Below are 24,611 nucleotides of genomic sequence, written 5' to 3' on the forward strand. Positions count from 1 at the left end.
TCCTCCTCGTCGTCGAGACGAGGTTCCCGAGCGCTCCGATGAGCGGGCCGAGGACGGGCTGCGCCCCGGCCGGACGAACCCTGTGGCGGGTCTAAGAGCGCGCGGCCTCCCGGCCGAGGCCGCCGAGCATGGTCTGGAAGTCCGCGGTCACGGGGAGCGCGTCGGCCGTCTGCGGGGTCCGACGGGAGGCGCGGATCGCCCAGGCCAGGTCGTCCCCGGCCCGGCGGATGCGACCGTCGAGTGCGGCCGAGTCCCCGGCGCTCCCCCAGTCGTCCGTGGCCGCGAACACCCCGGTGGGGACGACGGCGGCGCGGAGGTACGCGAACACCGGACGCAGCGCGTGGTCGATCGCGAGCGAGTGCCGTGCGGTGCCGCCGGTCGCCCCGAGCAGGACCGGCATGTCGGCGAGCGAGTCCTTGTCGAGCACGTCGAGGAACGACTTCGCGAGGCCGCTCACCCCGGCGGTGAAGATCGGCGTGACGAACACGACGGCGTCGGCCTCGACGACGGTCGCCGTCGCAGCGGACAGCGCCGGCGCGGCGAACCCGGTGAGCATCGCGTCGGTGATCTCGTGCGCCAGCGGACGCAGGTCGACGTGCCGGACGTGCGCCGCGCCTCCTGGCAGTCCGGACGGGCTCGGTGCCGCGAGCGCCGCGACGGTGGCCTCGCCGAGGCGGTCGGCGAGCAGGCGGGTGGAGCTGGGCTCGGAGAGCCCGGCGGAGACGACGGCGATGGTGGTCATGGTGGATCCCGACTTTCGATGCGTTTGCATGAACATCGTACCGAACCGCGCGGCTGCCGCAAGCATTCCCGTGGGAACGGAGAACGCCCCGGTCCTCGTTCAAGGGCCGGGGCGTTCGGTCAAGCCGTGGGTCGGTCGACTAGCGACGCAGGCCGAGACGCTCGATGAGCGCACGGTAGCGGGCGATGTCGACGTCGGAGAGGTAACCGAGGAGACGGCGACGCTGACCGACCATGAGCAGCAGACCACGACGCGAGTGGTGGTCGTGCTTGTGCTCCTTGAGGTGCTCGTTCAGGTCGTTGATGCGACGCGTCAGAACGGCGACCTGGACCTCGGGGGATCCGGTGTCGCCCGGGTGGGTCGCGTACTCTTCGATGATCTCCTGCTTGACCTTCGCGTCAAGTGCCATGGATGATCCCCTTCCTGTCCGTTGCGCGGTGCCCGTACCTGATGCACGAGCGCTCTTTGTCCGCGGCCGTTCGACGGCAACCGCGCAAGACTACCAGATCCTCACGCCGTCCTGGCACGCAGTCGACGCCGCCGCGGAGCCGGCAGCAGGCTCCGGACGAGGCCGACGAGGGTGGCGCCGAGCAGGCCGCCGAGCCCGTTGGACAGGACGTCGCGCGGATCGGCGACGCGGTACGGCAGGTAGGTGGCCTGCGCGAACTCGATCCCGGTGGACAGCACGACGGCGACGACGGCGCCGAGGATCCACCACCGACGCGGGAGCCAGAGCGCGGCGAGCATGCCGACGGGGACGAACATCGCGATGTTGGCGAGGAACTCCGTGCGCTCGTACGTGAACCACGCGCCGTGCGGGAGCTGCTGCACCCAGGCGATGGCGTGCAGGACGAGGGAGTTCTGCGCCGAGGTGAAGACCTGCGGCGTGAGGGTCATCCGCCAGATCACCCAGGCGTACGCCGCGGTCAGGGCGAGGAGGAGGAGCTTCCGGAACATCCGGACAGTCTGGGGCACCGTCCTGGCAAGAACCGACGGCCACGCTGGGTGAACGCCCGGTGCGTCCTCCGGGCCTGGCCGCGTGCGGGTCACACCTGCGAGCATGGGCGCATGCCGAGCCTCGACGGAACCCGTGCACGCCGGAGCCCCGGCCGCCGCCAGTGGACCTGGATCGGGCTCGCCGCGGTCGTGGTCGCCGCACTCGTCGTGACGCTCGTGCTGGTGCTCCCCCGCGACACCGCACCGACGGGCCGGCAGGTCGCCGAGCGGAAGACGGCGGCCGAGGCCTTCCCCGGCGGACTCGCCGAGCAGCCCGCCGCCGAGAACCAACCCGGCCGACGCGAGGCCACGGCGCGGGCCGACGGCGACAGCGCGACGGCGCGGAAGATCGCCGTGATCGCCGACCAGCCGATCGCCACCTGGCTGACGAACACCTCGGTGTCCGAGACGCGTCAGACCATCCGGGACGTCGTCCGCAGCGCCGAGCGGCAACGGAAGACACCGGTGTTCGTCCTCTACAACGTCCCCGACCGCGACTGCGGCAGCTACTCGAAGGGCGGGACCGCGGCGGACGCGTACCTGCCGTGGGTTCGGTCGGCGGTACGCGCGATGGCCGGCTCGCACGCGGTGGTGCTGGTCGAACCCGACGCCATCGCCCAGATCCAGGTGTGCAAGCGCCTCGAACGCGACCGCCTGCCGCTGCTCCGCAAGGCCGTCGACGAGCTCACCGGGCACGGCCTCACCGTCTACCTCGACGGCGGGAACGAGAACCGCGTGCCGACGGCGACGATGGCGCGGTGGCTGCGCGAGGCCGGGGTCGACCGGGTGCAGGGCTTCTTCACGAACGTGTCCAACTTCTACCGCGTCGACCGGGAACGCGCCTGGGCCGACCGGCTCGCCGACGCGATCGGGGGCGACCCGCACTTCGTCATCGACGTCTCGCGCAACGGGCAGGGCTGGCGCGGCACCTGGTGCAACCCCGAGGGCGCGGGGCTCGGGCAGACCCCGCACGTCACCCGCGGCTCCACCCGGCTCGACGCCCTGCTCTGGGTGAAGACGCCCGGGCTGAGCGACGGCACCTGCAACGGCGGACCCCCTGCCGGCGTGTGGTGGGAGTCCTACGCGCTCGCCCTCGTGGAGAACCGCAAGGAGGGCTGAGGGCGGTGTCGGTGCCCGGTGGTTGCATGACGCCATGACCCCGCGCGACCGCATCCGATCCGTCGTCCCGCCGTACCTGCTCCGCGCCGTGGCCGACGCCCAGGGCTTCCCCCGTGCGTCGTCGGCCGCCCGGACGGCGCTGGCCTCGCTCGACACCGTGCAGCGACCGAAGCACGACCACCGGGTCCCGCCGCAGGGCGTCAGCGGCACCGTCGACCGCTCGCCGCAGCGGACCATCTCCGACGCCCACGGGGGCACGACCCTGCCCGGTACCACCGTCCGGCGCGAGGGCGACCCGGTCACCGGTGACGCCGCGGTGGACGAGGCGTACACCGGCCTCGGCGACACGCACGCCTTCTGGCTCGAGGTGTTCGGACGGGTGTCGATCGACGGCGCCGGGCTGCCCCTCGACGCCACGGTGCACTACGGGCAGGACTACGACAACGCCTACTGGGACGGCAGCCGGATGGTCTTCGGCGACGGCGACGGCGAGGTCTTCGAGCGCTTCACCATCGCGGTCGACGTCATCGGCCACGAACTCGCGCACGGTGTCACGCAGTACACCGCCGACCTGACGTACGAGGGGCAGTCCGGCGCGTTGAACGAGTCGATCAGCGACGTGTTCGGCTCGCTCGTCGCCCAGTACGCCAGGCGCCAGAGCGCCGACCAGGCGTCGTGGCTCATCGGCGAGGGGCTCTTCACACCGGCGGTGCACGGGGTCGCCCTGCGGTCCATGAAGGCACCGGGCACCGCGTACGACGACCCGGTGCTCGGCAAGGACCCGCAGCCCGCGACCATGGCCGGGTACGTCGACACCACCGAGGACTCCGGCGGCGTGCACACCAACTCCGGCATCCCGAACCACGCGTTCTACCTCGCCGCCACCGCCATCGGGGGCAACGCGTGGGAGGGGGCCGGCACCGTCTGGTGGGACGCCCTCACGTCGAGCGCGGTGACCGCGTCGATCGACTTCGCCGGGTTCGCGGCCGTCACGGTCGACGCCGCCCGCACCCGCTTCGGCGACGGCTCCGCCGAGCACACCGCCGTCGCGGACGCCTGGCGGACGGTGAGCGTGCTCGACTGAACCAGGCCGTCGGCGTACCGTCGGCACCATGCACATCGACGTCCGCCGCAGTGGGGGCATCGCCGGCACGACCAGGGGGTGGCGCGTCGACACCGACGCCTCGGACGACCCCGCCGGGTGGTCGGAGCTCGTCGGGGCGCTCCCCCGCGACGCCCCGAGCGCCCCGGCACCGGGCGTCCGCGACGACTTCACGTGGACGATCACCGTCGAACGGACGACGGTCACGATCCCCGGCACCCGCCTCGACGGCCCGTGGGCGGCACTGGTGACGCGCGTGCGGACCGAGGGCGCCCCGACCTGACGGACGCGCCCCGCGCCTCCCGTCCGCCCGCGCCCGCGCGCCCGCGCCAGCGCCCGCGCGCCCGCGAGCCCGCGCGCCCGCCCATTGCGCTTGGTGAGCAGAAATGGTCGGGTCGCCCGCGCGCACCCGACCATTCCTGCTCACGAAGTGACTCGCACGAGGCACGACGCGCTCACGGCGTGCCGCGGGCGGCCCTCAGGTGACGTCGACGACGGTCAGGCGACGCGTCGGGCGCGTCATGGCGACGTACACGGCAGCAGCCGCACGTGCCGCGTCCTGTCCGACCCGCTCCGGATCGACCAGCAGCACGCCGTCGAACTCGAGGCCCTTCGCATCGGCACCCGTGAGCACCGTGACGGACCCCGGCCGGGGCGACCCGAGCGACCGGACGTCCGCCGTGGTCCGGGCCAAGCGCTCCCGGACGGCGTCGACGTCGGCCTCGGGCACGATGACACCGGTCGTGCCGCTGCCGATCGCGGCTCGTTCGGCCTCGACGAGCGCGGCGACCGTGTCGAGCACCCCGTCCCGGTCGGTCGTGATGCGCTGCACGGGGTCACCGTCGCGGACGGCTTCGGTCTTCGTGACCGTCAGCCCCGCCGCGTCGGCGAACTCCCCAGCGGCGAGCACGATCGACCGCGGGGTGCGGTAGTTCACGGTGAGCTCCTCGACGCGGTGCTCGATCGGCACCAGCGGCGCACGACCCCGACGACGACGGGCGAGGGCGCCGACCACGTCGTCCCACGAGCGCGCGGCCCCGGGCGAGGACCCCTGCGCCATGTCGCCCACGATGGTGAACGACCGGAGCGGGTTCCGGCGGGCGAGCACGCGCCACTGCATCGGCGAGAGCTCCTGCGCCTCGTCGACGACGATGTGGCCGTAGGTCCACTCGCGGTCCTCGGCGGCGCGCTCGGCCGTGGAGCGGGGGTCGCCGCCCTCGGCGAAGGACCCGGCGACCTGCTCGGCCGTGACGATGCCCTCGACCCCCATGTTCTCGATCGCCTGGCGGGCGTTCTCGATGTCGCGGTTGCGGCTCGCCTTGGCCGCACGCTTCGCGGCCCCGCCGGTGGGGTCGAACGGGCCGAGGAGCTCGGCGGCCTCGTCGAGGAGCGGGACGTCCTCGACCGTGAAGTCGGCACCGCGGTAGCGCAGCAGGAGTGCCCGGCGTTCCGGGGTCCAGTGCGGGGTGAGCGTGGCGAGCCAGTTCGGTCGGGCGTACAGGTCCTCGAGGAACTTCTCGGGCGGCAGCGGCAGCCACGCGGTGTTGAGCAGCACGCGGGCGTCGTACGACGAGCGGATGTCCTCGCGCAGGACCTTCTCGTCCGCCTCGTCGACGGTGGTACCGCGCTCGCGGAGCTGCTCGGCGAGCAGGCGTGTCATCGCGTCGAGGGCGATCTTGTTGAACGTGACGCGGGCGGCGTTGTGGGGCTTCCCGCGGTCCTGCGCGCGCTTCATGGCGTCGGCGACGAGCTCGGGCGGCACGACGAGCCGCTCCCCCTCGACGTCGAGCGTGACCGACTCGGTCGGGACGACCTGGCGGGACTTCACGGCACGACGGAGCAGCTGCGCCATCTCGGCCGAGCCCTTCACCGCGGCGACGTCGCGCTGATCGTGCCGGGTGGCGTGCACGCCCGGGTAGAGCGAGCCGAGCGAGGCCATCACCACGCCGGTCTCGCCGAGCGATGGCAGCACCTGCTCGATGTAGGTGAGGAACGCCGGCGACGGGCCGACCATGAGCACGCCGGAGCCCCGGAGTCGTTCGCGGTAGGAGTAGAGCAGGTACGCGGCACGGTGCAGGGCGACAGCGGTCTTGCCGGTACCGGGGCCGCCCTGGACGATCAGCACGCCCTCGAGCGGCGACCGGATGATGCGGTCCTGCTCGCCCTGGATCGTCGCGACGATGTCGGTCATCCGGCCGGTGCGCTCGGCGGTGACCGCGGCGAGGAGCGCGCCCTCGCCCTGCAGGTGGGTGCGCTCGTCGTCGTAGAGGCTGGCGTCGAAGACCTCGTCCTCGACGCCGATGACGCTGCGGCCGTCGAGCGTCAGGTGCCGACGGGCGCGCATGCCCATCGGGTGCGCCGCGGTCGCCTGGTAGAAGGCGCTCGCCCCGGGGACCCGCCAGTCGAGCAGGAGCGGACGGTGGTCACGGTCCCGCAGGCCCACGCGGCCGATGTAGCGGAAGGCGTCCTCGTCGCTGTCCGGTTCGGACACCTCGAGCCGACCGAACACCAGCCGGTCGCCGACGCGTTCGAGCGTCGCGATGGTGTCCTCGTAGAGCCGGGCGTACGCATCGCGCTCGCTGCGGCTCTGGTGGTTCCCGCCGACCGCCTGGCGGCGGGTTTCGGCGAGACGCTGCTCGGCCTCGGCGGTCAGCTCGTCGAGACGGCCGAAGAGGCCGTCCACGTAGCCGCGCTCGCGGTCGATCTCGGTCGGTTCGGACACACACAACCCTTCGGGACAGGGGAACCCAGTGTAGTCCCCCCGCCCCGAAGTGAGACTTCCTACATCTCTTCGTGCGTGTCCGGGTCGCCGTCCCAGAGGCGTCCGCGCTCGAGGCCGGAGATCGCCGCCACCTCGTCGTCGGTCAGCGCGAAGCCGAAGACGTCGAGGTTCTCGCGCTGCCGGTCCGCGTCGCCGGACTTCGGCACCGGGACGGCACCGATCTGGACGTGCCAGCGGAGCACGACCTGGCCGGGTGCGACCCCGTGCGCGGCCGCGGCGTCGACGACGGGCTGCTCGCTGAGCAGTTCCGACCGCTTCGCCAGGGGGCTCCAGCTCTCGGTCACGATACCGAGCTCCTGGTGCACCTTCCGCAGTTCCGCCTGGGGGAAGTACGGGTGCAGCTCGACCTGGTTCACGGCCGGCGCGACGCCCGTCGCGTCCACGATGCGGCGCAGGTGCTCCGGCGTGAAGTTCGAGACGCCGATCGAGCGCACCTTGCCGCTGTCACGCAGGTCGACGAAGGCCTTCCAGGTGTCGACGAACTTGTCCACCGAGGGGTTCGGCCAGTGGATGAGGTACAGGTCGACGGAGTCGAGACCGAGGTTGCCCAGGGTCTCGTCGATGGACCGGTGCGCCTCGTCGTAGCCGTGGTGGCGCCCGGGGAGCTTCGAGGTCACGACGATGTCCTCGCGCGCGACGTCGGACTCGCGGACGGCCTTGCCGACGGCGTCCTCGTTGCCGTAGTTCAGCGCCGTGTCGAGCAGACGGTAGCCGCCCGCGAGCGCGGTGCCGACCGCCGCCGCGCCCTCGTCGCCGTTCAGGCCGTACGTGCCGAGGCCGAGCTCCGGGAAGCGGTGGCCGTCGTTCAGCTCGATGGTCGGGGCGCCGACCTGCATCAGCGGACCCCGAGCAGGTCGATGACGAAGATCAGGGTCTTGCCGGACAGGAAGTGGCCGCCGCCCGCGGGGCCGTAGGCGAGCTCCGGCGGGACGACGAGCTTGCGGCGCCCGCCGACCTTCATGCCGGGGATGCCCTCCTGCCAGCCGCGCACCAGGGCCGCGAGCGGGAAGTCGATCGGCTCGCCGCGGTTCCACGAGCTGTCGAACTCCTCGCCGGTCTCGTACTCGACGCCGGCGTAGTGCACCTTGACGGTCGACCCGGCGGAGGCCACGTCGCCGGAGCCCTCGACGATGTCGGTGACGACGAGCTCGGTGGGGGCGGGGCCCTCGGGGGCGTCGAACTCGGGCTTGCTGTTCAGGTCAGTCATGCCCGCCAGTCAACCAGAGGTGGACAACGGCAGGCGCACCGACCGTCCAGCCCCCAGAATGGTTCCACCGTGACATCATCCACACCGACCGACGCGCGCCGACGCCGTCTCCTCGCCGACCTCACCCCGCTCCGCCGCTCCCCAGCCTTCGCCCGGCTGTGGCTCGGGACCGCGATCGCCGGCATCGGCACGCAGATGACGACCGTCGCCGTCGGCCTCGAGGTCTACGACATCACCGGCTCGACCTTCGCGGTCGCCCTCGTCGGCGTGATCGCGCTGCTGCCGATGATCGTCGCCGGCCTCTACGGCGGGATGCTGGCCGACGCGTTCGACCGGCGCACGGTCGCCCTCGTGTCCGCGATCATCGCCTGGGCCGCGGTCGCCCTGATCGCCACGCACGCCTGGCTCGGGCTCCACAGCGTCGCCCTGCTGTACGTGCTCGCCACGGTGAACGCCGTCGCCGCGACCGTCAGCAACGCCTCGCGCTCGGCGATCGTGCCGCGCCTGGTCGGCACCGACCTGCTCCCCGCGGCGAGCGCCCTCGGTGGCATCGCCTCGGGCTTCCAGGTCACGGTGGGTCCCGCGGTCGCGGGCGTGCTCATCGCGGCCGTCGGCTTCGCCCCGACCTACACGATCGACGTCGTGCTGTTCACCTTCGCGTTCCTCGGGGTGTTCACCCTGCCGCGGATGGCCGCCGACCGCGACGCGCTCCGGCCGGGGCTCGGCTCGCTCGTCGAGGGTGCGCGGTTCCTCCGACGCTCCCGGAACATCACCATGACGTTCGTGCTCGACATCGTCGCGATGACGTTCGGGCAGCCGCGCGTGCTCTTCCCGGCGATCGGCGCGCTCGTGATCGGCGGCGGGTCGATCACGGTCGGCACCCTCACCGCCGCGTACGCGATCGGCGCCCTGCTCTCGAGCGTCTTCTCCGGTCCGCTCGGGCACGTCCGCCGCCAGGGCGAGGCGGTCGGTTGGGCGATCACCGCGTACGGCGGCGCGATCGCGGCGTTCGGCGTGGTCATCGCCTGCGCCCACGCGCTCGGCGGTCGCCAGGGGGACGCGTTCACCACCGGCATCCTGCCGGCACTCGGCCTCGCGGCGCTCTTCCTCGCGGCGGCCGGCGGCGCGGACAACGTCAGCTCGGTGTTCCGGAACACGATCCTGCAGGCGGCGTCGCCGGACGGCATGCGTGGACGCCTGCAGGGCATCTTCATCGTCGTCGTCACGGGGGGCCCGCGGCTCGGCGACCTCTACGCGGGGCTCGTGGTGGCCGCCGGCATCGCGTACCCGCCGATCATCGGCGGCGTGCTCATCATCGGCCTGGTCGCGCTGCTCCTCCGTGCGGTGCCGTCCTTCCGCCGGTACGACGCCCGGCACCCGCACGCCGACTGACGCGCGGAGCGGCCGCCGGACGCGACCGCCCACCGGACGGGAGGCGCGGTGCGGGCCCGGCACGCGCCTCCCGGCCCGCAGGTGTCGGGTACCGTACAACGCATGCCGGACAGCGCATCCCGTGACCTCCAGCGGACGGGAGTCCGCGCCGTGGTCCGGCGCACCTACCACTCGGTGATCCGGCACCGCGTCGTCGACGCGGCGGCGTCGCTCACGTTCTTCGCGCTCCTCACGGTGTTCCCGACGACGCTGACCGTCGTGTCGGCGCTGTCGATCGTGGACCGGCAGGGGGACAGCCTCGAGGACATCATCGGCATCCTCGGGTTCATCGTGCGCCCGGAGACGGCCGCGCACCTCGAGGGTCCGCTCCGGCAGCTCCTCACCCTCGACAACCCGTGGCTCGGCTTCGCGATCGGGGTCGTCCTGACGCTGTGGTCGCTCTCCGGCTACGCGACCGCGTTCGGCCGGGCGATGAACACCGCGTACGAGGTCGAGGAGGGTCGCCGCATCTGGAAGTTCCGCAGCATGATGCTCCTCGTGACGCTCCTCGTGATGGCCGGCGGGGCGATCGCGATCGTGATCCTGCTCGGCACCCCGACGATCTCCGCCGCCGTCATCCGGTCGTTCGGCTGGGCGCCGTGGATCGACGACCTGTGGAACGTCGTGAAGTGGCCGATCCTCGCCGCCGACCTCGTGGTGATGGTGGCGGTGCTCTACTACGCCACGCCGAACGTGAAGACGCCGCAGCTGCGGTGGGTGTCCGCGGGCGCCGGGTTCGCGATCGTGACGTGGGCGCTGGCGACACTCGGGTTCTCGCTGTACGTCGAGACGGTCGGCGGCGGCAACAAGGCGTACGGCTGGCTCGGTGGCGCGATCCTGCTGCTGGTGTACCTGTACATCTCGAACTTCGTGCTCGTCGTCGGCGGGGAGCTCGACTCCGAGGTGATCCGGATGCGCCAGCTGCTCGCCGGCATCGAGGCCGACGAGTCGATCCGGCTGCCGCTGCGGGACGTCACGCGGAACTTCACGCTCGCCCGGTGGCGGGACGCCGACATCGCCGCCGCGCACCACGTCCGGACGATCGCCGCGCAGCGGGCCGCCGACGAGGACGCCGACCCGGCCGAGGCCGAGGCGGCGGCGCACCTGCGGGACATGGCCCGGCAGGTGCGGGTCGGCGAACCGCCGCTGCCGTAGACGCGCCCCGCGCGGCTCAGCGCTCCCGCGATTCCGCGTTCCCGCGCTCCCCCGCTCCTCAGCGCTCCCGCGCGGCCCGGTCGAGCATCTCCTCGGTGACCACCGGGATCGCCCCCGTCGCCAGCTCGATCCCGGAGAGCCGGGCCGGGCTGAGGACGCGCTGCACCTGGTCCTCCTCCATGAGCCCCGCCGCCGTGACGAGCGTCGAGATGGGCGTCGAGGTCGTCAGTGCCGTGTGCGCGATCGACGCCGCGGCCGCGTACCCGATGTACGGCGTGAGCGCGGTGACGACGCCGACGTTCGTGTCGACCTGCGCCGCGAGCTTGGCCTCGTTCGCCTCGATGCCGGTCACGCAGTTGATCCGGAGCGTCGCGCAGCCGCTCGCCATCCACTGCAGCGACTGCAGGATCGAGTGGGCGATGATCGGCTCGAAGGCGTTGAGCTGCAGCTGCCCACCCTCGGCCGCCATGGTGACGGTGGTGTCCGCGCCGACGACGGCGAACGCGATCTGGTTCACGACCTCGGGGATGACCGGGTTCACCTTGCCCGGCATGATCGACGACCCCGCCTGGCGCGCGGGCAGGGTGATCTCGCCGAGCCCGGCCTGCGGCCCCGAGGCGAGCAGCCGCAGGTCGTTGCAGATCTTCGAGAGCTTCGCGGCGCTCCGCTTCACGGTGCCGGACAGGGTCATGAAGGCGCCGGCGTCGCTCGTGGCCTCGATGAGGTCCGGTGCCGTCACGATGTCGAGCCCGGACGCGACCTGCAGCTGCCGGCGCACCTCGTCGCGGTACTGGGGGTCGGCCGTGATCCCGGTGCCGATCGCCGTCGCGCCGAGGTTCGTCTCGGCGAGCAGCGGCATGACCTTGGAGAGCAGGAGGACGTCCTCCTGGATGGTGTGCGCGAAGCCGGTGAACTCCTGCCCGAGGGTCATCGGCACCGCGTCCTGCAGCTGCGTGCGGCCGATCTTCAACACGTCGGCGAAGGCGTGCCCACGCTCGGCGAAGGCGTCGGACAGCAGGGACAGCTGCTCGGTGAGCCGCTGCACGCCCAGGATCATCGCGAGCTTGATGCTCGTCGGGTACGTGTCGTTCGTCGACTGGCTGCGGTTCACGTGGTCGATCGGGTGCAGGTACGCGTAGTCGCCCTTCTCACGCCCGAGGAGCTCGAGGGCCCGGTTCGCGAGCACCTCGTTCGTGTTCATGTTCGTCGAGGTACCGGCGCCGCCCTGCACGATGTCGACGACGAACTGGTCGCGCAGCGCACCGTCGCGGACCTCCTGCGCGGCACGGTCGATGGCGTCGGCACGCTCGGCGTCGAGCACCCCGATCGCCTTGTTCGCCCGGGCCGCCGCCTGCTTCACCGTCGCGAGGGCCTCGACGAGGTCCGGGTAGACCGCGATCGGGACCGAGGTGATGGGGAAGTTCTCGAGCGCGCGGAGGGTGTTGATGCCCCAGTACGCGTCCGCTGGGACGTCGCGCGACCCCAGGGAGTCGGTCTCGGTACGGGTCTGTGCTGCTTCGTTGCCGGTCACGCCCACGAGGGTAGCCCGTCCGGCCGGTCGGGGCCGGGCCCCGGGCCGGGCGGGCGCGTCGCGACGCGCGCCCGATCCAGGCGGCGCGGTGGACCCACGCGGAGACGGCCCGGAGGCGCGGTGCGGGCCGGCACCGCGCCTCCGGGCCGTCAGGGGGTCGCGCCCAGGGCGCGCACGCCGGTCAGCGCCGGATCGGTCAGTGGAACTGCGGGACGATGAGGTAGATGCCGTAGAGCACGGCCGCGCCGGAGACGACGAAGCAGGCGACGGACAGCGTCCGGAGCCAGCGCACGGCGGTCGTGACGTTCGACGGGTGCGGGAACCCGACCGTCGCCGGACCGATGGTGCCGTCGTCCTTCACCGTGAACTTGCCGGCGCGGGTGTCGGCCGCGCTCCAGAAGCGCAGGCCGATCGAGTAGACCGTGACCACGAAGCACGCGCCGACGAGCGAGACGATCGCGACCGTCAGGAACGCGAACCAGTCGATACCCATCAGCGACGTCCTCCCTTGCGACCGGCCATGCGGCGCAGGGTGCGCTCGCGGCTCAGCTCGGCTCGGCGCGCGGCGACGGTCTCGGCGCGCTTCTTCCGCTGCAGGTCACGCAGCTCCTTGCGGGTGAACACCGCGTTGGCGGCGACGTCCACCTCGATCGCGGCAGCCTGCTCGTGCGGCTTCCGGAGCGACCACAGGTACAGCCCGAGGATCACCGCCGCACCGACGACCGCGTCGATGACGAGCCCGCCGACGCCGAGGAGGGCGATCCCGGAGGCGACCGCACCGACGGCGGCAGCAGCCGGCAGGGTGATGAACCAGGCGATGACGATCTTGCCCGCGGTGGACCACTGGATCTTCGACCCGCGGCGGCCGAGGCCGGCACCGATGATCGAGCCGGAGGACACCTGCGTGGTGGAGAGCGCGAACCCGAGGTGGCTCGAGGCGAGGATCGTCGCCGCCGTCGAGGCCTCGGCGGCGAAGCCCTGCGTCGCGCGGATCTCGGTGATGCCCGAGCCGAGCGTGCGGATGATGCGCCACCCGCCGGTGTACGTGCCGAGGGCGATCGCGAGCGCACAGGCGATCACGACCCAGAACTGCACGCCCTGCTCGGTCGACTGCGCTCCCGAGGCGATCAGCGTCAGCGTGATGACGCCCATCGTCTTCTGCGCGTCGTTCGTGCCGTGCGCGAGCGACACCATCGAGCTCGTGAAGACCTGGCCGATGCGGAAGCCGCCGCGCTCGTTCGGGAAGACCGGGCGACGGGTGATCCGGTACGCGATCCGGGTCGAGAGGAACGACACCAGCGCCGCGATCACCGGCGACAGGAACGCGGGGATGATCACCACCGTCAGCAGCGCCGCGTAGTTCACGGCGCCGAACCCGGCGCCGACGATCGCGGCACCGATGAGCCCGCCGAACAGCGCGTGCGAGGACGACGACGGCAGACCGCGCAGCCACGTGATCATGTTCCAGACGACCGCACCGATGAGGCCCGCGAAGATCATCTCGGGGGTGATCGCGACGCCACCCGGCCCCTCGTTGATGAGGCCGTGCGAGATCGACGTCGCCACCGCAGTGCTGAGGAACGCACCGACGAGGTTGAGCACCGCGGCGACCGTGACGGCCACCTTGGGCTTCATGGCGCCCGTTGCGATCGGTGTCGCCATCGCGTTGGCGGTGTCGTGAAAACCGTTTGTGAAGTCGAAGAAGAGGGCCAACGCGATGACCAGGACGACTATGAGTGTGATGTCCACCGCGGGCAAGTGTCCCAGGCGGGACGCCCCCTGGCAAACCCTGTCGTTCACCTGTCGTTCATCTCGCCTGCGGAGTCGTTCAGGATCGGAACCATTCCGATGGAAGAATGGACGCCATGGACACCGTCGAGCTCCTCATCCTGTTGGTCGGATCGCTCGCGGTGACCGGGTTCGCCCGGGCCAAGGGACTGCCGGCGCCCCTGCTCGTGACCGCCGTCGCACTCGCGGCGTCGTTCCTGCCGGGGCTGCCGCCGATCGAGATCGACTCCGAGGTCATCCTGACGATCATCCTGCCGCCGCTGCTCTACTCGGCGGCACTCGACGTGTCGTGGCAGAGCTTCCGGCAGTCGATCAAGCAGATCCGCCGACTCGGCATCTTCCTCGTGATCATCACGGCGCTGGCCGTCGGGCTCGCGGCGTACATCATCATCCCCGACATGGACTGGCCGGCCGCGATCCTGCTCGGCGCGATCGTCGCCCCGCCGGACGCCGTGTCCGCCGCCGCGATCGGTCGGAAGCTCGGGCTCCCCCGCCGCGTCATGACGGTGCTGTCCGGCGAGAGCCTCATCAACGACGCCGCGTCCCTGACGCTCGTGCGGGTCTTCACCCTGATCGCGGCGGGCACCTCGCTGACGATCTGGCAGGACCTCGGGATCTTCGGCCTCGCGATCGGCGTCGGGCTGGCGGTCGGCATCGTCCTCGGCGTCGCGGTGCACTGGATCCGGATGCGGATCAACGACCCGGTGGTCGAGACGATCATGAGCATCCTGCTGCCGTTCGTCGCGTACATCCTCGCCGAGGACCTCTCCGGCTCCGGGGTCATCGCGGTGGTGACCGCCGGTCTCTACATCGGCTACAACTCGCCGAAGGAGGGCTACGCGACCCGACTGCAGGAGCGTCCGCTCTGGACGAGCATCGACGTCATCCTCGAGGGCTTCGTCTTCGCCCTCATCGGCCTCCAGCTCAACACCGTGGTGCAGGACCTCGTCGAGAGCGAACGGAGCCTCGGGCAGACCCTCACCGCCGCCGCGGTGGTGCTCGTCGTGGTGATCCTCGTGCGGCCGCTGTTCGTGTTCGAGTCCTACGTCCGCAACCGCTTCAACGGCAGGTGGTTCCGGCCCCTGCGCATCAAGCTGTCCCGCGGGCACCCGTCCCTGCGGTGGATGCGCGGTACGGCCGAACCGAAGCTGAACTGGCGCGAGCTGACCGTGATCTCGTGGACGGGCATGCGCGGCGTGGTGACCCTCGCCGCCGCCGTGTCGGTCGTGGCGAACCCCGTCGACATCAAGGCCCAGGACACCATCTTCATCATCGCGTTCATCGTGACGGTGGGGACCCTCCTGCTGCAGGGACTCACGCTGCCGTTCGTGATCCGGGCACTCAAGGTGCAGGACCCGGCCGAGGGCGAGGAGGACGTCCGCAGCGAGATGCGGTTGAACCAGCGCACGACCGAGGCGGCGATCGAGCTGCTCGAGAAGCGGCGTCCGGACTGGTCGGCGCAGTACGGGGCCGACGCCGTCGACTCCGTCGTGAACCGGTTGAAGGCGCGTCTCGAACGGCAGGTCGAGACCTTCCGCCAGGACGCGCTGGAGGAGGAGGACGAGGAGCGGAACGCCCCGATGCGACTCCGGGGCGCGCAGATCCAGGACATCCGGCGCGAGCTCCTCGACCGGCGGCGCGAGATCGTGCTTGAGGAACGCGAGAAGGGCAACCTCGACGAGGAGGTCATGCGCCGCGTGCTCGTGACCCTCGACGCCGAGGAGCTCGCGATGGACTCGGCGCAGGCGTCGCGCAGCCGGTCCTGACGGGTCGCGGCCGGCCGGGCGCGGGCCCCCAGGCAGGCACAGGCCGCCAGGCAGGCGCGGACCGCAGGCCGGGCGCGGGCCGCCGGCCGGGCCGGGGCCGCCGGGCGGGCGCGGGCCGCAGGCCGGGCGCGGCCAGGGACCCGGGCGTATCCTGGCGGCCCGACCCAGAACAGGAGCGCATCGCCGAGTGAGCACGCCGCGGAACAACGTCCCCAGGAACAACGACCTCCCGGATCGTGACGGAGGGCCGCGGCAGTCTGTTGCTCCCAAGCCGCGCGCCACACGCCCGTCCACCCGCGGCGGGTCGAAGCCCCGACGCGGCGCCCCGGTCGCCGGCACCCGCCCTGCTCGCACCGGGCAGACCGGCGGAGGTCGTGTCCGACAGGCGCCGGTCCCCCAGCCGCAGCGCATCAGCCGCTACCGCCGCTGGTTCGGCACGCTGCACCCCTCGCTCCAGCTGATCGGCCTGCAGCTCTGGATGCCGCTGTTCTTCATCGTCGGCTTCTGCCTCTGCTACGTCTTCGCCTTCCACGCCCCGCACCCGCACGACGTGCCCGTGGCCCTCGTCGGCAGCGACCCGACCCTCGTCCAGGCGATGCAGAAGGCGCTCCCCGGTGAGTACCTCTTCCACACCTACGACTCCCTCGCCCAGGCGAAGCGGGACGTGCTCGCGGGCACCATGGCGGTGGCCTACGACCCGTCGACGAACGAGGTCTTCAAGGCGACGGCGCACCAGTTCCAGGTCGCCTCGCTCGTCCCGGTGACGCTCAGCACCGTCCTGACGGGCATCGGCGTCGCCGCCCCCACCGTGACCGAGCTCGCCCCGCTCCCCGCATGGGACGAGTACGGCACGGTCCCCATGTACGTCATGCTCGCCTGGTGCATCGGCGGCTACATGGTCGCGATGTTCATCGGCATCATGGGCGGGCCGCTCCGGCACCGCACCCGCATGGCGGTCATCGTGGTCGGCGGTCTGGTCATCTCGCTCATCACGAACACCCTCGCGGGACCGGTCGTCGGCGCGATCCACGGCCACTTCGTCCCGCTCGTCCTCATCGCGTGGGGCTGGATCGTCGCCATCGGCCTCGCGGTCAACGGCCTGAGCTACTTCGTCGGCCGGTTCATCGCCGCGCCGGCCATGATCTGCTTCGTCTTCCTGTCGATGCCGTCGTCCGGTGGCGCCTACCCGAAGTGGTTCATGCCGGAGCCGTTCGCGTGGCTCAACCACGTCGTCGTCGGCTCGAGCATGGTCGACATGATCAAGCACCAGATCTACGGCGTCGGGCCGTCGTACTCGCGCGGCCTCATCACGATGGCCTGCTACGCCGGGGCCGGACTCGTCCTCATGTACTTCGGCAAGAAGTGGTGGGAGCGCCGCCGCATCCGCGCCATCGTCACCGGTCGCACCACGATGTTCCAGGACGCCCAGAACGCGAACCGCGAGTTCCTCGGCAAGCAGCGCGACGCCGAGCTCGAGCGGCACGGCCTGACCTCGACGGAGACCGGCACGCTGAGCGTCCTCCGCGACGACGACTGGGAGGACGAGCGCGTCGGAGGCGACGTCTTCATGGGCGGCCGCGACGGGCTCGAGACCGAGACGACGCCCACGGGTCGCATCCCGGTGGTGCGGAGCGACCGGCCCGGTCCGGCGCAGCGTCCGGGAGGCGCCGGTACCGGCCCCCGCACCCGTCCCGTCCCACGGGCCGACGGCTCCAGGGCACCGGGTCGCGTCGACGCACCGGGTCGCGTCGACGCACCGGGTCACGCCGTCGACGGCGCCGGTGAGCGTCCGCACGGGCGGCACGCGGACTACTAGGTCCCGGGCGGCGGTCGCGTGCCCCGGGCGTGCGCACACTCCGACGCCACGCGGATCGACGCGTGGAACGTCGCACGATGCGCGCGCACGGGGTACCTCGGCGGACCGATCGGCCACGGCCGGCGCGTATCCTGGGGGGATGAACCCGCGCATCGCCTGGCACCGCGTCCTCGTCACCGTCGTCGTCGTGTTCCTCGTGCTGACGGTCGGGTTCTACGCCGCGAGCGTCCTGCTCGCCCCCGCCGACGGCCGGAACGTCGCCGGGCTGTTCGTCGGTTGGGCGATGTTCGCGATGATCGGCGCGATCGTGTTCGGCATCATCGACTTCTTCGTGCGCCCGCTCGGTGGCCGGAGCGGTGACGCCGAGGTCATCGCCGCCGCCGAGGAAGCCCGCACCGGCAGCACCCGCACGCAGACGCGCTAGGCGCCCCGTTCGGCGTCCGACGGCGCGGCGACCCCGGTGCCGGTGTAGCCGGACACGGTGGCGTCGTCCTCGGCGAAGGTGAACCGCGCCCGCACGGTGCCCCCGCCGAGCACCCCCGGCAGCCAGTACTTCGCGTCGTCCCACATCGCGTCGTACGGCACGGCGTCGACCGGGATCCAGCGCGGTTCGAGTTCGTCGCTGCCCGACGGGCTGCCCTGCCAGCGGCGGCAGACGAAGACGTCCGAGACCTGGGACCAGGACGGACGGTACGGGAACCGGTAGTCCAACGTGCCCCGCGCCTCCAGGTCGGCTGCCTCGATCCCGAGGCCGACCTCCTCGGCGACCTCGCGCACCGCGGTCTCGACCGCGCTCTCGCCCGGCTCCCGCTTCCCGCCGGGGCCGACGAGCCGGCCCGTGCCGAGGCCGCGCCGCTTCTCGCCGAGGAGCACCTCGGGTCCGGCCGCGCCGTCGCGCACGAGGTAGACCACGACCACGGCGGGGTGCTGGGACTTGCTCGCATCGCGTGGAGTCACCCGTCCAGTGTGGCGGACGCCGCGGCGCTGGGGCGTCCGGGCGCTGCCGAGAAGTGGCGTACGCTTTTTCCATGGCAGGCGTGCTGCGGGGGCACCATGGCTGAGCCGGGCAGGACCGGGCGCAGCCTCGAAGTGCTGCGCGCCGAGGCGGCCGAGGAGATCTCGATGATCGTCGAGCACCGCAGCCGCCAGGGCGAGGACCCGTGGGAGTTCATGCCGACGCTGCCCACCGTCGACGAGCAGGTCGTGCTGATCCTCCGCGCGGACGCCGTCGAGCTCGACGCCGCGATCGGACAGCGCAGCGCGCAGTGGTCGATGCACCCCGCCTCCGGGCAGGGCACCCGGATGGGCGAGGAGTACCACCGCCTGCGTCGCATCGCGCTGCAGCACCCCGAGCTCACGCCGGCGGTGTGGAAGCTGATGGGCGCGCTGCCCGAGGCCGGCTGACCCGCGCGCCGTCGGGCTGCGGTTGGATGGTCCCATGACCGAAACCGTCCTCGCCGTCCTGAACCAGCCCTCCCGCGACGCCGCACCGCACGACCCCGCGGCGGACACGTTCACGTGGGCGAAGCCGCTCGAGGAGCACATCCAGGTGCAGGACCTCGGGATCATCCGCGGCGACGGGGTGTTCGAGACGATCACGGTCATCGACGGGCACCCGCAGGCACTCGAGCCGCACCTCGCCCGGTTCACCCGTTCGGCAGCGATGCTCGACCTGCCCGCGCCGGACGTCGACGCCTGGCGACAGGCGATCGAGGCGGTGTGCGCGCGGCTCGACCCGGTGCGCGAGGCCGCGGTGAAGACGGTCCTCACGCGCGGTGTCGAGGGTTCCGGGCGACCGACCGGGTGGGTCTACGCGGCACCGTCCCCGGACTCGACGGCTGCCCGCACCGAGGGCATCTCCGTCGTCACGCTCGACCGCGGGTACCGGCACGACGTCGAGCGGACCTCGCCGTGGCTGCTGCAGGGCGCGAAGACGCTCTCGTACGCGGTGAACATGGCGGCACTCCGCGAGGCCGGTCGACGCGGCGCCGACGACGCGGTGTTCGTCTCCACCGACGGCTACGTGCTCGAGGGCACGCGCGCGAACCTGATCCTGTCCGTCGGCGGTCGGCTCGTGACGCCGCGCACCGACATCGGGATCCTCGCCGGCACGACGCAGGCCGACGTGTTCCGCTTCGCCGAGGACGCCGGGATCGAGACCGCGTACGAGCTCGTGACGCTCGACGACTTCCACGCCGCCGACGCGGCCTGGCTCGTCTCGAGCGTGCGGCAGGCGGCCCCGATCCGGTCGGTGAACGGCGTCGCGCGGGAGATCGACGCGGCCCTCACCACGCGCATCAACGACTTCCTGCTCGCGCGCGAGGTCTGAGACCCGCCGTGCCGTCGGTGGGCTGACCCGGCGGCGGACGGGAGGCGCGGTGCGGGCCCGCACCGCGCCTCCCGTCCGGCTGCGGTCGCTACCAGCGCGGCGTGGTGACGCCCGTGCCGTCGGCCCACTCGAAGACGGACTCGCCCGCGATCCAGACGCGCGTCGCGCGGCTGGTCGCGTCGAGCGGGTCGCCGTCCCACAGGACGAGGTCGGCGTCGTAGCCCTCGGCGAGGCGGCCGACGCGGTCCCCGAACCCGAGGAAGTCGGCGGGGTTCGTCGTCAGCGCCTCGAGCGCGGTCTGCCGGGGCAGCCCCTCCTTCACCGCGGCGGTGGCCTGGTCGACGAGCATGCCGATCGGGACGACCGGGGCGTCCGTCGTGATCGCCACACGGACCCCGGCGGCCGCGATCGCCGCGAGGTTCGGGATCCCGCGGTCGCGGAGCTCGACCTTCGAGCGGCTCGTGAAGAGCGGGCCGTAGATGACGGGGATGTCCTTCTCGGCGAGGACGTGCGCGATCTTGTGCGCCTCGGTGCCGTGGTTCACGACGAGGCGGTACCCGAACTCCTCGGCCAGCCGGATCGCGGTGGCGATGTCGTCGTGGCGGTGGGTGTGCTGGTCCCACGCGAGCTCACCGTCGAGGACGCGGACGAGCGCCTCCTTCGAGAGGTCGCGGGCGAACGGGTCGCCCTTCGCGGCCGCGGCGTCACGGGCGGCACGGTAGTTCTGCGCCTCGACGAAGGCGTCGCGGATGATCTTCGCGACGCCGAGCCTGGTGGAGGGGGTCTGGCCCTTGCCGCCGTACACGCGCTTCGGGTTCTCACCGAGCGCGCTCTTGATGCTCACCGCGTCGGAGATGAGCTGCTCGTCGATCGTGCGGCCGCCCCAGGTCTTGATCGCGACGGTCTGGCCACCGATCGGGTTCCCCGAGCCGGGCTTGACGACGATCGAGGTGATGCCGCCGGCGAGGGCGTCGCGGAAGCCCTCGTCGTCGATGTCGATCGCGTCGATGGCGCGCACGCCGGCCATGTTCGGGCCGGTCATCTCGTTCGTGTCGTTGCCCGCCTCGCCGTTGGCCTCCTCGTGGATGCCGACGTGCCCGTGCGACTCGACGAAGCCGGGGACGAGCCACGCGCCCGCGGCGTCGACGACCGGCAGCCCCGCCGGTGGCACGACGTCCGGTCCGATCGCGGTGATGCGCCCGTCCTCGACCACGACGGCGCCGCCGTCGAACTCGGGAGCGGCGACGGGGACCACGTGTGCGTTCGTCACGACGAAGGAGTTGCTCATGGCACCACGGTACCGACGGGCACGGACACCGGGGCCGTGCACACGACATGCAGATTCCTCGCGGCGGCGACCGGGCGTGCTCCAGCATCGACGCATCGTCCCGTCTCGTCCCACGTGGAGGAACCGATGCCCCGGACCGAGCACCCCTGGCCGTCCCACACCACCGTCACGGTCCCGTGGCGCAGCAGCGTGCGCGGCCCGCGGCACGACCGCGAGACGACGTCGGTGGTGGCGTCCGTCCCGCCGCGCATCGCCCGACTCCCCTGGGTCCCGGACGCCGACACCGCGGCCCTCCTCGACCGGGCCGCCGCCGCGCTCGTGGCCCTCGACGAGCAGGACGGCGACCGGCTCGCCGTGCTCGGTCGCGTGCTCGACCGGACCGAGGCCGTCTCCTCCTCCCGCATCGAGGACGAGCACGCCACGCTCGACGACCTCGCGCGGGCGGTGGTCGGCGTCCGGGCGAACCGGAGCGCGACGGCGATGGTCCGGGCCGGCGGCGCGATCGAGACGCTCGTGTCCTCCGCCGCGTCCGGCACGATCTCGGAACGGGCCGTGCTCGCGGCGCACCACCGGCTCCTGCGCGACGACCCGGTCGACGGCCCGTCCGCCGGGCGCTGGCGGGACGTGCAGAACTGGATCGGCGGCGGCGCCACACCCCGGCTCGCGCGGCACGTCCCGCCACCACCCGGGCTCGTGCCGGAGCTGATGGAGGACCTGTTCGCCTTCCTGGCCCGCGACGACCTGCACCCGATCGCGCAGGCGGCCATCGCGCACGCCCAGTTCGAGTCCATCCACCCGTTCACCGACGGCAACGGGCGGATCGGTCGCGCGCTCATCGCCGCCGTGCTGCGCCGTCGTGGTCTCGCACGCGTCGTCACCGCGCCGGTCGCGACCGCACTGGTGGCCGAACGCGACCGGTACTTCTGGCACCTCGACCGCTCCCGCCGCGGTGCCGTCGACGAGTGGGTCCGCGACCTCGCGATCGCCGTCGGCACGGTGTGCGACGAGGCAACCGTCACCGCGCTGCTCCTCGACGAAGCCGCGGTGGCGGTGCCTCCCCTCGCCCCCTCCGCTGACGCCCGCGCGTCGTCGTGGTGGCCGACACGGGCGCACGACGCCGTCGCCCGGACCCTCGTCGACGATCCCGTCGTCACCGAGAAACCCCTCGAGCACGTACTCGGCGGTGATGCAGGGGCGATCGACGCCGTGACCGACGACCTGTGCCGGGTCGGGATGCTCCGACCGGTCACCGAGCGGCGCCGGCGACGCGCGTGGCTCGGGGTCGCCGCTGCCGATGCGGTGACGGCGTTCACCGACCGCGTCCACGACGTCGTCACGCACCGGGCGAATAGGGTGGGGTGGTGAGCAGCGAGCACACCCAGGCCACCCCGCCCACCGCCGCCAAGCGGCCCGTGACACGGACCCACCACGGCATCGACTTCGTCGACGACTACGAGTGGCTGCGTGACAAGGAGTCCCCGGACACGCTGGCCTACCTCGAGGCCGAGAACGCGCACACCGAGCAGGCGACGGCGCACCTCGACGGACTGCGCGACCAGATCTTCACCGAGGTGAAGAACCGCGTGCAGGAGACCGACCTCTCGGTGCCCGTCCGCATGGGCGACTGGTGGTACTTCACCCGCACGGCCGAGGGCAGCCAGTACGGCGTGCACTGCCGGGCGCCGATCGCCGGTCCGGACGACTGGACCCCGCCGACGGTGGCCGAGGGCGAAGCCACACTCCCGGGCGAGCAGGTCGTCCTCGACGGCAACGCCCTCGCGGCCGGGCACGACTTCTTCTCGCTCGGCTCCTACGACATCAGCGACGACGGCACGCGACTCGTCTACGGCATCGACGTCGAGGGCGACGAGCGCTACACCCTGCACGTGCGGGACCTCACGACCGGCGCCGACCTCGGGGACGAGATCCCGAACACCGGGTCCGGCGCGACGTTCGACCCGTCCGGCCGCTTCGTCTTCTACCCCACCGTCGACGACTCGTGGCGTCCGGACCGCATCTGGCGGCACACCGTCGGCAGCCCCGCGGCGGACGACGTCGTCGTGTTCGAGGAGCCGGACGACCGCTACTGGGTCGGGGTCGGCGTCACCCGGTCGTCCCAGTACATCGTGATCGAGCTCGGCTCGAAGATCACCTCCGAGGCGCTCGTCCTCGACGCGGCGGACCCGACCGGCGAGTTCCAGGTCGTGTGGCCGCGGCGCGAGGGCGTCGAGTACGAGATCGAGCACGCGATCGTCGGCGGCAGCGACCGCTTCCTGGTCCTGCACAACGACGGCGCCGAGAACTTCGAGCTCGTCGACGTCCCGGCGGACGACCCGACCTCCGAGCGGGACCGCCGTGTCGTCGTCGCGCACCACGCCGAGCGACGCATCGAGTCGGTGGACGCCTTCGCCGGGCACCTCGCGCTCGAGTACCGGTCCGAAGCCCTCCCCCGCGTCGCGATCATCCCGATCGAGGGTGACGGCTACGGCGACGCCCACGAGGTCCCCTTCGACGAGGCCCTCTTCTCCGCAGGGCTCGGGGGCAACCCGGAGTGGGACCAGCCGACGCTCCGGATCGGCTTCACGTCGTTCGTCACCCCGTCCGAGGTGAGCGACCTCGACCTCGCGACCGGCGAGGTCACGGTCCTGAAGCGCCAGCCGGTGCTCGGCGGGTACGACCCGTCCGACTACGTGCAGGAGCGCGACTGGGCCACCGCCGACGACGGCACCCGCGTGCCGATCTCGCTCGTGTGGCGCCGTGACGCGGTCGACACCGAGCGCCCGGCGCCGCTGCACCTCTACGGCTACGGGTCGTACGAGCACTCCATCGACCCCGGGTTCAGCGTCATGCGCCTGTCGATGCTCGACCGCGGCGTCGTGTTCGCCGTCGCGCACGTCCGCGGTGGCGGCGAGATGGGTCGGCACTGGTACGAGAACGGCAAGACCCTCACGAAGAAGAACACCTTCTCGGACTTCGTCGCCGTCGCCGGGCACCTCATCGACTCCGGCCGCACCACCGCGGACCGCCTCGTCGCCGAGGGCGGCAGTGCCGGCGGGCTCCTCATGGGCGCCGTGGCGAACCTCGCACCGGAACGCTTCGCCGGGATCCTCGCGGCGGTGCCGTTCGTCGACGCCCTGACGAGCATCCTCGACCCCGACCTGCCGCTGACGGTGATCGAGTGGGACGAGTGGGGCGACCCGCTGCACGACCCCGAGGTCTACCGGTACATGAGCGAGTACTCGCCGTATGAGAACGTTCGCGACGACGTGCAGTACCCGAAGATCCTCGCCGTGACGTCGATCAACGACACCCGCGTGCTCTACGTCGAGCCCGCGAAGTGGACGGCTCGGCTGCGGGAGGTCGGTGCGCCGGTGCTGTTGAAGACCGAGATGGCGGCGGGCCACGGTGGCGTGAGCGGGCGCTACGACTCGTGGAAGGAGCGGGCGTTCGAGCTCGCCTGGCTCCTCGACGTCCTCGGGCTGGCGGACGAAGCGCCCACCGCGTGACGACTTCGTGAGCAGGAATGGTCGGGTTGCCCGTGGGCACCCGACCATTCCTG

The 24,611-nt window shown here is 72.1% G+C and carries 23 protein-coding genes; 12 read left to right on the forward strand and 11 right to left on the reverse strand.

All coding sequences use genetic code 11. The annotated features are described in order from the left end of the window. Positions 1-91: 91 nt before the first annotated feature. The 3 genes from ACQXVK_RS00175 to ACQXVK_RS00185 all read right to left on the reverse strand — a co-directional run bounded on the left by ACQXVK_RS00175 (position 92) and on the right by ACQXVK_RS00185 (position 1,699). The gene (locus tag ACQXVK_RS00175; protein WP_430852300.1) at positions 92-742 is read right to left on the reverse strand and encodes a CE1759 family FMN reductase; all 651 of its coding nucleotides are present in this window, start codon (positions 740-742) and stop codon (positions 92-94) included. A 139-nt stretch (positions 743-881) separates the two neighbouring features. Next, positions 882-1,151 (reverse strand): 30S ribosomal protein S15, encoded by a 270-nt coding sequence (gene rpsO / locus ACQXVK_RS00180; protein WP_070416523.1) that lies wholly within the window; start codon positions 1,149-1,151, stop codon positions 882-884. A gap of 101 nt (positions 1,152-1,252) precedes the next feature. After that, positions 1,253-1,699, reverse strand: coding sequence for a VanZ family protein (locus tag ACQXVK_RS00185; RefSeq protein WP_430852301.1), 447 nt, complete (start codon positions 1,697-1,699; stop codon positions 1,253-1,255). A gap of 111 nt (positions 1,700-1,810) precedes the next feature. On the opposite strand from ACQXVK_RS00185, the gene ACQXVK_RS00190 reads away from it, so the two are divergent. Genes ACQXVK_RS00190 through ACQXVK_RS00200 form a run of 3 tightly spaced genes read left to right on the forward strand, consistent with a single transcriptional unit; the run spans position 1,811 to position 4,242 of the window. Further along, entirely contained in the window at positions 1,811-2,857 is a 1,047-nt protein-coding gene (locus tag ACQXVK_RS00190; protein WP_430852302.1) for a glycoside hydrolase family 6 protein, read from the forward strand. A 34-nt stretch (positions 2,858-2,891) separates the two neighbouring features. After that, positions 2,892-3,941 carry a M4 family metallopeptidase gene (locus tag ACQXVK_RS00195; RefSeq protein ID WP_430852303.1) on the forward strand — a complete coding sequence of 350 codons (1,050 nt, stop codon included), beginning with the start codon at positions 2,892-2,894 and terminating at the stop codon, positions 3,939-3,941. Positions 3,942-3,969: 28 nt separating this feature from the next. Continuing rightward, positions 3,970-4,242 carry a protealysin inhibitor emfourin gene (locus ACQXVK_RS00200; protein WP_402263995.1) on the forward strand — a complete coding sequence of 91 codons (273 nt, stop codon included), beginning with the start codon at positions 3,970-3,972 and terminating at the stop codon, positions 4,240-4,242. Between the two features lie 195 nt (positions 4,243-4,437). On the opposite strand, the gene ACQXVK_RS00205 is transcribed toward ACQXVK_RS00200, so the two are convergent. Genes ACQXVK_RS00205 through ACQXVK_RS00215 form a run of 3 tightly spaced genes read right to left on the reverse strand, consistent with a single transcriptional unit; the run spans position 4,438 to position 7,948 of the window. Beyond that, positions 4,438-6,681, reverse strand: coding sequence for a HelD family protein (locus ACQXVK_RS00205; protein WP_430852304.1), 2,244 nt, complete (start codon positions 6,679-6,681; stop codon positions 4,438-4,440). A gap of 59 nt (positions 6,682-6,740) precedes the next feature. Then, entirely contained in the window at positions 6,741-7,577 is an 837-nt protein-coding gene (locus tag ACQXVK_RS00210; protein WP_022908612.1) for an aldo/keto reductase, read from the reverse strand. Next, positions 7,577-7,948 carry an FKBP-type peptidyl-prolyl cis-trans isomerase gene (locus ACQXVK_RS00215; protein WP_022908613.1) on the reverse strand — a complete coding sequence of 124 codons (372 nt, stop codon included), beginning with the start codon at positions 7,946-7,948 and terminating at the stop codon, positions 7,577-7,579. The genes ACQXVK_RS00210 and ACQXVK_RS00215 overlap by 1 nt, the downstream gene beginning before the upstream one ends. Before the next feature lie 69 nt (positions 7,949-8,017). Here ACQXVK_RS00215 and ACQXVK_RS00220 point away from each other — a divergent pair, with 69 nt between their 5' ends. Beyond that, entirely contained in the window at positions 8,018-9,340 is a 1,323-nt protein-coding gene (locus tag ACQXVK_RS00220) for an MFS transporter (RefSeq protein WP_430852305.1), read from the forward strand. Positions 9,341-9,442: 102 nt separating this feature from the next. Next, a complete protein-coding gene (locus tag ACQXVK_RS00225) occupies positions 9,443-10,534 on the forward strand; it encodes a YihY/virulence factor BrkB family protein (protein ID WP_416394533.1) in 1,092 nt (363 codons plus the stop codon). A gap of 58 nt (positions 10,535-10,592) precedes the next feature. Here the strand turns inward: ACQXVK_RS00225 and ACQXVK_RS00230 are convergent, their stop codons facing one another. The 3 genes from ACQXVK_RS00230 to ACQXVK_RS00240 all read right to left on the reverse strand — a co-directional run bounded on the left by ACQXVK_RS00230 (position 10,593) and on the right by ACQXVK_RS00240 (position 13,814). Then, a complete protein-coding gene (locus tag ACQXVK_RS00230) occupies positions 10,593-12,065 on the reverse strand; it encodes an aspartate ammonia-lyase (RefSeq protein ID WP_042724125.1) in 1,473 nt (490 codons plus the stop codon). A gap of 196 nt (positions 12,066-12,261) precedes the next feature. Then, entirely contained in the window at positions 12,262-12,558 is a 297-nt protein-coding gene (locus ACQXVK_RS00235; protein ID WP_022908617.1) for a hypothetical protein, read from the reverse strand. Next, positions 12,558-13,814, reverse strand: a complete 1,257-nt coding sequence (locus tag ACQXVK_RS00240) for an inorganic phosphate transporter (protein ID WP_430852306.1) — start codon at positions 13,812-13,814, stop codon at positions 12,558-12,560. Before ACQXVK_RS00240 ends, ACQXVK_RS00235 begins: the two co-directional genes overlap by 1 nt. A 116-nt stretch (positions 13,815-13,930) precedes the next feature. Between ACQXVK_RS00240 and ACQXVK_RS00245 the strand changes: the two genes are divergently transcribed. The 3 genes from ACQXVK_RS00245 (at position 13,931) to ACQXVK_RS00255 (ending at position 17,859) form a co-directional block, all read left to right on the forward strand. Continuing rightward, a complete protein-coding gene (locus ACQXVK_RS00245; protein WP_022908619.1) occupies positions 13,931-15,619 on the forward strand; it encodes a cation:proton antiporter in 1,689 nt (562 codons plus the stop codon). Positions 15,620-15,806: 187 nt separating this feature from the next. After that, a complete protein-coding gene (locus tag ACQXVK_RS00250; protein WP_430852307.1) occupies positions 15,807-17,435 on the forward strand; it encodes an ABC transporter permease in 1,629 nt (542 codons plus the stop codon). A 139-nt stretch (positions 17,436-17,574) separates the two neighbouring features. After that, a complete protein-coding gene (locus tag ACQXVK_RS00255) occupies positions 17,575-17,859 on the forward strand; it encodes a hypothetical protein (RefSeq protein WP_022905776.1) in 285 nt (94 codons plus the stop codon). On the opposite strand, the gene ACQXVK_RS00260 is transcribed toward ACQXVK_RS00255, so the two are convergent. Then, positions 17,856-18,392: an 8-oxo-dGTP diphosphatase gene (locus ACQXVK_RS00260; protein ID WP_042724121.1), complete on the reverse strand. Its 537-nt coding sequence runs from the start codon at positions 18,390-18,392 to the stop codon at positions 17,856-17,858. The two genes, ACQXVK_RS00255 and ACQXVK_RS00260, sit on opposite strands and share 4 nt — an antisense overlap. Positions 18,393-18,488: 96 nt before the next feature. On the opposite strand from ACQXVK_RS00260, the gene ACQXVK_RS00265 reads away from it, so the two are divergent. Together ACQXVK_RS00265 and ACQXVK_RS00270 are read left to right on the forward strand one after the other, a co-directional pair. Continuing rightward, positions 18,489-18,839 (forward strand): hypothetical protein, encoded by a 351-nt coding sequence (locus ACQXVK_RS00265; protein WP_022908622.1) that lies wholly within the window; start codon positions 18,489-18,491, stop codon positions 18,837-18,839. A 34-nt stretch (positions 18,840-18,873) separates the two neighbouring features. Beyond that, positions 18,874-19,764: an aminodeoxychorismate lyase gene (locus ACQXVK_RS00270; RefSeq protein ID WP_402264019.1), complete on the forward strand. Its 891-nt coding sequence runs from the start codon at positions 18,874-18,876 to the stop codon at positions 19,762-19,764. 88 nt (positions 19,765-19,852) lie between these two features. Here the strand turns inward: ACQXVK_RS00270 and ACQXVK_RS00275 are convergent, their stop codons facing one another. Then, positions 19,853-21,052, reverse strand: coding sequence for an amidohydrolase (locus tag ACQXVK_RS00275; RefSeq protein WP_430852308.1), 1,200 nt, complete (start codon positions 21,050-21,052; stop codon positions 19,853-19,855). A 126-nt stretch (positions 21,053-21,178) separates the two neighbouring features. Here ACQXVK_RS00275 and ACQXVK_RS00280 point away from each other — a divergent pair, with 126 nt between their 5' ends. Further along, the gene (locus tag ACQXVK_RS00280; RefSeq protein ID WP_430852309.1) at positions 21,179-22,417 is read left to right on the forward strand and encodes a Fic family protein; all 1,239 of its coding nucleotides are present in this window, start codon (positions 21,179-21,181) and stop codon (positions 22,415-22,417) included. Further along, a complete protein-coding gene (locus ACQXVK_RS00285; RefSeq protein WP_430852310.1) occupies positions 22,414-24,558 on the forward strand; it encodes a S9 family peptidase in 2,145 nt (714 codons plus the stop codon). The genes ACQXVK_RS00280 and ACQXVK_RS00285 overlap by 4 nt, the downstream gene beginning before the upstream one ends. The last annotated feature ends 53 nt before the right edge of the window (positions 24,559-24,611 follow it).

The organism is Curtobacterium sp. AB451 (assembly GCF_050585845.1).
Taxonomy (GTDB): Bacteria; Actinomycetota; Actinomycetes; order Actinomycetales; family Microbacteriaceae; genus Curtobacterium.

Bases quoted from the DNA above. Each gene is read 5' to 3' on its own strand.
- ACQXVK_RS00190 (WP_430852302.1), top strand. From the start codon at position 1,811: ATGCCGAGCCTCGACGGAACCCGTGCACGCCGGAGCCCCGGCCGCCGC.
- rpsO (WP_070416523.1), bottom strand. From the start codon at position 1,151: ATGGCACTTGACGCGAAGGTCAAGCAGGAGATCATCGAAGAGTACGCG.
- ACQXVK_RS00215 (WP_022908613.1), bottom strand. From the start codon at position 7,948: ATGACTGACCTGAACAGCAAGCCCGAGTTCGACGCCCCCGAGGGCCCC.
- ACQXVK_RS00195 (WP_430852303.1), top strand. From the start codon at position 2,892: ATGACCCCGCGCGACCGCATCCGATCCGTCGTCCCGCCGTACCTGCTC.
- ACQXVK_RS00275 (WP_430852308.1), bottom strand. From the start codon at position 21,052: ATGAGCAACTCCTTCGTCGTGACGAACGCACACGTGGTCCCCGTCGCC.
- ACQXVK_RS00200 (WP_402263995.1), top strand. From the start codon at position 3,970: ATGCACATCGACGTCCGCCGCAGTGGGGGCATCGCCGGCACGACCAGG.
- ACQXVK_RS00225 (WP_416394533.1), top strand. From the start codon at position 9,443: ATGCCGGACAGCGCATCCCGTGACCTCCAGCGGACGGGAGTCCGCGCC.
- ACQXVK_RS00210 (WP_022908612.1), bottom strand. From the start codon at position 7,577: ATGCAGGTCGGCGCCCCGACCATCGAGCTGAACGACGGCCACCGCTTC.
- ACQXVK_RS00255 (WP_022905776.1), top strand. From the start codon at position 17,575: ATGAACCCGCGCATCGCCTGGCACCGCGTCCTCGTCACCGTCGTCGTC.
- ACQXVK_RS00265 (WP_022908622.1), top strand. From the start codon at position 18,489: ATGGCTGAGCCGGGCAGGACCGGGCGCAGCCTCGAAGTGCTGCGCGCC.
- ACQXVK_RS00185 (WP_430852301.1), bottom strand. From the start codon at position 1,699: ATGTTCCGGAAGCTCCTCCTCCTCGCCCTGACCGCGGCGTACGCCTGG.
- ACQXVK_RS00175 (WP_430852300.1), bottom strand. From the start codon at position 742: ATGACCACCATCGCCGTCGTCTCCGCCGGGCTCTCCGAGCCCAGCTCC.
- ACQXVK_RS00270 (WP_402264019.1), top strand. From the start codon at position 18,874: ATGACCGAAACCGTCCTCGCCGTCCTGAACCAGCCCTCCCGCGACGCC.
- ACQXVK_RS00235 (WP_022908617.1), bottom strand. From the start codon at position 12,558: ATGGGTATCGACTGGTTCGCGTTCCTGACGGTCGCGATCGTCTCGCTC.
- ACQXVK_RS00245 (WP_022908619.1), top strand. From the start codon at position 13,931: ATGGACACCGTCGAGCTCCTCATCCTGTTGGTCGGATCGCTCGCGGTG.
- ACQXVK_RS00280 (WP_430852309.1), top strand. From the start codon at position 21,179: ATGCCCCGGACCGAGCACCCCTGGCCGTCCCACACCACCGTCACGGTC.